This is a genomic window from Synechococcus sp. R6-10, from assembly GCF_047461815.1.
GTDB lineage: Bacteria > Cyanobacteriota > Cyanobacteriia > Thermostichales > Thermostichaceae > Thermostichus.
This window is the reverse complement of sequence record NZ_JANSHW010000382.1, coordinates 1-7,625: the sequence shown is the minus strand read 5'-3', so window position 1 is coordinate 7,625 and position 7,625 is coordinate 1. Positions and strand designations below refer to the sequence as shown.

Annotated in this window: 7 protein-coding genes and 1 pseudogene; 5 read left to right on the top strand and 3 right to left on the bottom strand. The window is 59.3% G+C overall.

The window, feature by feature from the left end:
* On the top strand, nt 1–564 hold a 564-nt coding region (locus NW837_RS10810; RefSeq protein WP_414331423.1), incomplete at its 5' end, for a biotin transporter BioY.
* A gap of 180 nt (nt 565–744) precedes the next feature.
* Entirely contained in the window at nt 745–1,170 is a 426-nt protein-coding gene (locus tag NW837_RS10805; RefSeq protein ID WP_414331421.1) for a hypothetical protein, read from the top strand.
* Between the two features lie 316 nt (nt 1,171–1,486).
* Here NW837_RS10805 and NW837_RS10800 read toward each other — a convergent pair whose 3' ends face one another.
* Nucleotides 1,487–1,603, bottom strand: coding sequence for a photosystem II reaction center protein I (locus tag NW837_RS10800; protein WP_011434021.1), 117 nt, complete (start codon nt 1,601–1,603; stop codon nt 1,487–1,489).
* Nucleotides 1,604–1,988: 385 nt separating this feature from the next.
* Between NW837_RS10800 and NW837_RS10795 the strand changes: the two genes are divergently transcribed.
* Both NW837_RS10795 and hemB read left to right on the top strand, forming a co-directional pair.
* The gene (locus NW837_RS10795) at nt 1,989–2,948 is read left to right on the top strand and encodes a lysophospholipase (protein WP_414331420.1); all 960 of its coding nucleotides are present in this window, start codon (nt 1,989–1,991) and stop codon (nt 2,946–2,948) included.
* A gap of 25 nt (nt 2,949–2,973) precedes the next feature.
* Complete coding sequence (gene hemB, locus NW837_RS10790; protein ID WP_414331419.1) at nt 2,974–3,960, top strand: porphobilinogen synthase; 987 nt, start codon at nt 2,974–2,976, stop codon at nt 3,958–3,960.
* An 11-nt stretch (nt 3,961–3,971) separates the two neighbouring features.
* Here hemB and NW837_RS10785 read toward each other — a convergent pair whose 3' ends face one another.
* Nucleotides 3,972–4,508 carry a hypothetical protein gene (locus tag NW837_RS10785; RefSeq protein ID WP_238376986.1) on the bottom strand — a complete coding sequence of 179 codons (537 nt, stop codon included), beginning with the start codon at nt 4,506–4,508 and terminating at the stop codon, nt 3,972–3,974.
* 347 nt (nt 4,509–4,855) lie between these two features.
* Here NW837_RS10785 and NW837_RS10780 point away from each other — a divergent pair, with 347 nt between their 5' ends.
* A complete protein-coding gene (locus NW837_RS10780) occupies nt 4,856–5,776 on the top strand; it encodes a TIGR01777 family oxidoreductase (RefSeq protein WP_414331417.1) in 921 nt (306 codons plus the stop codon).
* Nucleotides 5,777–5,792: 16 nt separating this feature from the next.
* Here the strand turns inward: NW837_RS10780 and secA are convergent.
* Nucleotides 5,793–7,625 (bottom strand): annotated as a pseudogene (gene secA, locus NW837_RS10775) (preprotein translocase subunit SecA); the annotation flags it as partial.

The window sequence follows — 7,625 nt, the reverse complement described above, 5'->3', positions numbered from 1 at the left end:
ACCCATTTGAGTTTTCCGCCCGGGCTGCCTGGGTTGGGGGGATACAGCTTTTCGCTGCAAATTGGGGGCGTGTTGCTGACGGCTTGTTTGGCGGGGCCGGTGGCAGCGGTGTGCGCCCAGATCGTCTATCTGGGGCTGGGGCTGGCAGGGCTACAGGTGTTTGCCCAAGGGGGAGGATGGCAGTACCTGTACCAGCCCGCCTTTGGCTACTTGCTGGGGTTTTTGCCGGGAGCTTGGGCCTGCGGGACGATCGCCTTTCGGCAACGGGATCCCTATCCACCCCCTTCTCCTCTGGCCCGCCAACGTGCTGTCGATGGGAAGCGGTGGGCAGAAGGGATCCCTGACTCCCCGGTGGGCCTCCAAGAGTTGGGATCCGGCAGCTTGGTGGCTTTGGCCTTGGTTCACCTGACCGGGATTCTCTACCTTTTGGCCACGCAACCCTGGAACGAGGAGTTGCTGAGGTTGATAGGGCTTTACTCTGGCTATACTCTGCCGGGACAGCTCATCGTGGCCAGCTTTGTTGCAGTGATAGCGTTGCTGTTGCGGCGCTTGCTGCTGCTCTGAAGCAAGGGAATCAACTCTGCGCAAAGGCCCATGCAGATTTGGGTCGTGGCGCATCTTTTCTCAAGCTGCAGAGGCAGAAAGTAACTTAGAAAAGTAACTTAGAGCTGTGCCGCTCAAGCGGTGGTACAGATTCTGGTCAAGTCTTGCCAGGATGGATGGGTTTGCGTGAGGAACTGAGGGATGCAACGGACTGCTCTGATCCTTTTGGCCACTGGCCTGGCTGCCTGTGGAGATGGCGGCAGCTCAGGGGGCTCGATCCTGCCCCCACCCCAAGGCCCAACGGTTTCGTTTATCAATGCGCCCACCTCGGTGCGGGTGGGTACCTCCACGCCGGCCTTCACGGTGCAGGTGAGTGTGCCCGGCGGTGCTCGTCCAACGCAGTTCCTCGAGCTGGAAACTTTCAACCCCAGCGGCGTGCGCGTGCAAAGGGAATTCTTCAGCCCACAGCAGGCCGGCTGTAACCCTGGGGCCACCTTTTGTAGCTTCAGTACCGATTTCCGCGTTGCCCTCGGGGATCCCATCGGCGTTTGGCAGTTCCGGATTACCGCGTTTGACCAACAGAATCGCTCCGGATCCCAAACACTGCTGATTACAGCCTTCCAGTAGGCAAGCAGAGTTGCCGGTTTTGGGGTGAGGCCACTCACTCTAGAGGGGAATGCCCACCAGCGGGCCGAAGTCCGAACAAGGACTGAATCTTGCTCACCGCTGCGGCTTTCTTCCTGCTTCCACAACCCCTAACCAGCAGCAGCTTGCGTCGCCGCACCGCCGGAGGGATCTCCACAGGCGTCAATTTCCCCAGGGCTAGCGTTCCGCGCCGCCGGTGCGACCGGCAGAGTTCCACAAAAATAGGGCCGGAGGCATGCCCCCTCAAGCTATGAGCCGGTTATCACTTGGGTTCGCAAGCTGCCCAAGGCGGGATCCCCTACTCCAGGTCTCGACGGTTGGGGTTGCGGGAGGGGTCGTTGCTCAAAAAACCAAACACAAAAAGCCCCACAAAAAAGATGACAACCGCGTAAACAGAGATTTTCAGTAACAGCATAGTTTCAGCAACCCGTTTCCGACTGAGTGAACTGATGAAGCGATAAGGCAATCGTAAAACAAGGGTGAACCACCCCAGAGAGGGGATCCCGTCAAACCTGAGACCCCGCAAAACTTCTTCACAACATCATACCTCTCAGAGGGCCTTTTTCCCGCAAATGGCCCCAGTCTCCCCCCGAGAGATCCTTTCATCCCATCCTCAGAAAAGGCTGCAAAGCCCGGCATGTCGGGGATCCCCGGCAAGAGCAGAGATTGTTAAGAAATATGCTGGGCTGGAAACAAAGATTGCAACTCCTCAGCGGCAGCAACGCTCGCGGGCGACCGGGACATAGGAAGATATAATTTGCGGCTTTGCCGGTCTTGCCGGACGTGTGTTGGATTTGCCCATGCCTTTTGATCGGTTAGGCCACTTAGAGGTTCTGGATGGGCGGTCGGGAGCTCAGCCGCAACCTTCGTCGGGGATCTATCGGCCCCAGGAGTTGCTGCTTTCCGATGGGATCCCAGCTTTTCTGCACCACTGGCCCCAGGGATCCCCTTGTGGAAGGGTGTTGCTTTTGCACGGCAAAGGGGATCACGGCGGCGGGTTTTGCCCTTTGGCCGGCGAGTTGGCTGCTCAAGGGTGGGAGGTTTTGGCGCCTGACATGCGGGGATTTGGTCGCTCCGGCGGGATCCGCTGCTGGATCGACCGCTTCAGCCAATATCAAGCCGATCTGGAGAGGATCACGCAGCAGATTTGGCCGCAGAAAGGGATCCCGCAGATCTGGTGTGGGTATAGCGCGGGGGCCAACTGGGTTACGGAATATGCCCTTGCCCATCCCGGCCAGGTGCAGGGCCTGATTCTCATCTCTCCGGCTTTTCGCATCGACCACTATTTCACCCCTTTGACCCACGCCCTTTTGCAAGTTTTGGACAGGGTTGCTCCCCAGCTGGCCTTAACTGGCCTCTACGAGCCGGCGCGGGTGACTTCCCTACCCGAGCAGCAAGCCGCCTTTGCGGCGGATCCCCACATGTGTGGTGTAACGCGGGCCAGATTCACAGCCGAACTGGTGCGCAGTGGACAGCGCTGCCTCGACCAAGCCCATCGGCTCCGCCTGCCGGTTTTGCTGCTTTACACCTCTGCCGATATCGTCGTCAATCCTGCCGGAGCTGTGGATTTTGCCCGTCGGCTGCCCCAGGGAGAAATCCACGATTTTCCCCAGTCCCGCCACGATCTTTTACACGACTGCCAAGCCGAAGCGGTAAAAGAGACCCTTCGCCGCTGGCTGGCTCGGCATTTTCCCTCTGCCCCGGATGTCGCCCCTCGCCCAACGACCAACTCAGCCCCTACCGACCTCATGGCAAAATAGAAACGCCCTCTTTCCCCCTGCTCTCATGAGCCAAGACCTGATCTACCGTCCCCGTCGGCTGCGGCGCACAGAGGCCTTCCGCCAGATGGTGCAGGAAACCCACCTGCGGGTGCAGGATCTGATCTATCCCCTGTTTGTCATGGAGGGGGAGAACCAGCGGCAGGAAGTGGAGTCGATGCCCGGCTGCTACCGCTACACCCTAGACCTGCTGCTAAAGGAGGTGGAAGAAGCCGCTCAACTGGGGATCCCGGCGGTGGCCCTGTTCCCGGTGGTGCCGGAAGAGAAAAAGGATCCCACCGGGCGGGAGTGCTTCAACCCGGAAGGCTTGATCCAGCGGTCGGTGCGGCGGATTAAACAGGAAATCCCCGAGATTTTGGTGGTAACCGATGTGGCTTTGGATCCTTACAACAGCGACGGCCACGACGGCATTGTGCGGGATGGGGTGATCCTCAACGACGAGACGGTGGAAGTTTTGGTCAAGCAAGCCCTCTCCCAAGCAGAGGCGGGAACGGATATTGTGGCCCCCTCGGACATGATGGACGGTCGTGTCGGTGCCATTCGGGAGGCCCTGGATGACCAAGGCTACACCGATGTGGCGATCCTGGCCTACTCTGCCAAATATGCCTCTGCCTTCTACGGCCCCTTCCGCGATGCCCTGGGATCCGCGCCCAAATCCGGAGACAAGAAAAGCTATCAAATGGATCCCGCCAATGCTCGGGAAGCCATCAAAGAGGTGGAGCTGGACGAGGCCGAGGGGGCGGACATGGTGATGGTGAAGCCGGCCCTGGCCTACCTGGACATCATCTACCGAGTTAAGGAATCGACGGATCTGCCCGTGGCTGCCTACAACGTCAGCGGCGAGTACGCCATGATCAAAGCCGCCGAACAAAAAGGCTGGATCGACGGCAAAAAAGTGATGATGGAATCGCTGCTGGCCATGAAGCGGGCCGGTGCCGATATCATCCTCACCTACTTTGCCAAAGAGGTGGCCCTGCTTCTCAAACAAGCCTAGGCAGAGGCAGCCTACGGCCTGGCAGACGGCTGGGTGGACTGCCCGATCCAGGAAGGGTGGGTGTTCTTCTCGTCGTCCGCCACCCAGGTACTGGGATCCACCAAACGCACCTGAATTTGATTGCGTGGCACCCGATTCAGCCGTTCCTTGATCAGGGCCTCCTGCTGCAAGGGATCCATACCTCGATCCACCCCCTCCTGCAGCCGAGAAATCCGAGTGGACAAGACCTCGATATGCCGCTCCAGAACCTGGAGCCGGTGGTGCTGAGCCAACTGCACCGGCAAGAGGCGATACAAACCACTGAGGGCAGCCGCCGTAAACAAGACATTCACCCCGATGTGACAGGCCATCTCCCAGACTTGAGGCTCGTGGCCAGGTTCTTGCCGTCCGCGCCGGCGGGAGCGCTGGACAGGGATCGTCCGCCGACCGGAAATTGGGAGAGAGGAGGGAAACCCTGCCCGAACCAGGGATCCCTGCCCTTGGGAGCGATGCACTCGTGGAGCAACAGAGATGTCCAGCCGCGGCCCAGCAACCTGCTCTGCACGCATAGACACGTGGCGAGCCGGGGTACGGGAAGAAGACTTGGGTGTCACGGGTGAAGGGAAGAAAATAGGGGGACGATGAACCACCTCTGCTGCCAAGAAGCGCAGCTAGGGCCTATTGAAGCCGATTTTTCCAGGTGTGTCAGGCTTTGCCGCAAAACATTTTTATTCTTGGGCTTTCTTGGGCTCTGCCACTTCGCCAAGCTCAGCAAACGGATGGCGGGATCCCAGGCAATGGCCAACGCGGGGCAGGAAACGCGCTAGGCTAGAGGTTCGAGTAGCGGAAAGGCTCTGCACCGTTCAAAGGACAAGGGCGGCACAGGGCTTGTGCAGATGCAAGTCGGATCCACATCATGCGCATTGTCATCACGGGTGGAAGTGGTTTTATCGGGCGTCGCTTGGTGGCCCGTCTGCTGGAGCAAGGGGATCAGGTTTTGGTCTTGACCCGCCGCCTGGAGCAGGCCCGCCGCATTTTGGGGGAATCCCCCAACCTCAAGCTGCTGCCCTACGATCCCTACCAACCGCAAGCCTGGGCAGCCGCCCTGGAAGGGTACGAGGGGATTGTCAACTTGGCCGGAGAGCCTTTGGCTTCTTCTCGCTGGACAGAGACCAAGAAAAAAGAAATCCGTCGTAGCCGTGTGGAAACCACCCAGGCCCTTGTCCAAGCCCTCGCCTCCCTCAACCAAAAGCCCCAGGTGATGATCAGCAGCTCGGCGGTGGGTTACTACGGATCCCATCCGGCAGGAGAACCCTTAACAGAGACGGATCCCCCAGCCCAAGATTTTCTGGCAGGAGTCTGTCAGGCCTGGGAAGCTGCCGCCCGGCCGGTTGAGGAATTGGGGATCCGTTTGGCCATCCTGCGCACGGGGATTGTGTTGGGTCCGGATGGAGGAGCGCTGGGGCAGATGCTGGCCCCCTTTCAGTTCTTTATCGGCGGAACGATCGGCTCCGGCAAACAATGGCTGTCTTGGATCCACCGCGAGGATTGGGTGAGCTTGGTCTGCTTCCTGCTGGAGCAGGGATCCGGAGTGTTCAACGCCACCGCTCCCAACCCGGTGCAGATGGAAGAGTTTTGCCGAACCTTAGGCCAGGTCTTGGGTCGCCCCTCTTGGTTGCCTGTGCCGGAGCTGGCGTTGGAACTGCTGTTGGGCGAGGCAGCTCAAGTGGTTTTGACGGGGCAGAAAGTGATCCCGCAAGCGGCTTTGCAGATGGGCTTTACCTTCCAGTACCCACAACTGAAAGAGGCATTACGACAGATCCTCCTCCCCCGCTGACTTCTCTCTACGCCAATTATTCTTCCGTGAAATCGGCTTCCACCACCCCTGAAGCAGAGCTGGGATCAGGGCTGGCAGCCGCAGTGGGTGCCGGAGCCGGTCGCGATGCCTGGGGCACTTGCACAATTTGGGGAGTAAAGATGAATAGGTTGTACACCGTGTTGCGGCGGATGTTGTCCATCATCTCCAGGAACAGCTCGTAGCCCTCGTTCTTGTACTCGATCAGGGGATCCTTCTGACCGTAGCCTCGCAGGCCCACAGCTTCCCGCAGCGCCTCCATCTGCTGCAGGTGTTCCCGCCAGAGGGTGTCCACCTGTTGCAACAGGAAAAAGCGCTCTGCCTTGCGCATCAAACCGGGCTCAAAGGTATCCAGAAAAGCCTCTTTGGCCTCATAGGCCAGTTCTGCCTGCTTGATCAGGTAGTCCAAGATCTGCTCGTAGGAGAGATCCCGCAGGTCTTCAACCTTGAGGTTTTGCTTCAGGAGCGGCACAAACTCCTGCATCTTGGCGGTCAGCTTGTCAATTTCCCACTCTTCCGGGGGCAGCTCTGGGTTGACATGCGCTCGCACGATCTCGCCAACGGTTTTGCGCACATAGTCAAGGATCTTGGTCTTGAGGTTTTCCCCCTCCAAGATGCGCCGCCGCTCTGAGTAGATGGCCCGCCGCTGGTTGTTCATCACCTCGTCATACTCGAACACCTGCTTGCGCATGTCGAAGTAGTATACTTCCACTTTTCTCTGCGCATTCTCCAGGCTGCTGCTGAGCAGCGGGTGCTCGATGGGCATATCCTCCTCCACCCGGAACATGTCCATGAGCTTGGCTACCCGCTCGCCACCGAAAATCTTGAGCAGGTTGTCTTCCAAGCTGAGGAAAAACCGCGAGGAGCCGGGATCCCCTTGTCGCCCGGCGCGGCCCCGCAGCTGGTTGTCGATACGGCGGGATTCATGGCGCTCCGTACCGATCACATGCAGGCCCCCCAGCCTCACCACCTCTTCGTGCTCGGCCTCAGTAATTTTTTCGTACTCGGCTTTGATGCTGTTGTAAACCTCCCGCAGTTGCAAAATTAGCGGATCCTGCACCGGCGCTTTCTCGGAAGCTACTGCGATGAGATCCTCCACCACCAGCTCCGGCAGACGGTTCAGCCCATACTTGGTCACGGCTGCTGCCACCACTTCGTCTAAAGCTTGGCTGGTGCGGGCCGACAGCTCACAGGGGTAAAAATTGGGGGAGACCACCGTCCAGGATTTTTTCGGCTTGGGTGCTGTCCCACCAAATCCCTGGCCACCCCCCCGTCCCACCATCTGAACGGATCCCAAGGGGTTGTCGGCGTCCAATTGAGCCAGCTTGGGCATCAGCCGTTCCCGCAGCTTGAGGCGGGCCATGTACTCCGCATTGCCTCCCAAGATGATGTCCGTGCCTCGACCGGCCATGTTGGTAGCAATGGTTACAGCGCCTTTTCGCCCCGCCTGGGCAATGATCTCCGCCTCCCGCTCCACGTTTTCTGGCTTGGCGTTGAGGAGGTTGTGGGGGATCCCCATTTCCTTGAGCATGGCCGAGAGGCGTTCGGATTTTTCCACGCTGGTGGTGCCCACAAGGACGGGGCGCCCCTGGGCGTGCATGTGGGCAATTTCCTCGGCAACCGCTTGCCACTTGCCCCTTTCGGTCTTGTACACCAAGTCGGGGGCATCTTTGCGGCGGATGGGTCGGTTGGTGGGGATCACCGTAACTTCCAGGTTGTAGGTTTTGCCGAACTCGGCCTCCTCAGTGCGAGCCGTGCCCGTCATGCCGGAAAGCTTGGGATAGAGCAGAAAAAGGTTTTGGTAGGTGATGGTGGCCAGGGTTTGGCTCTC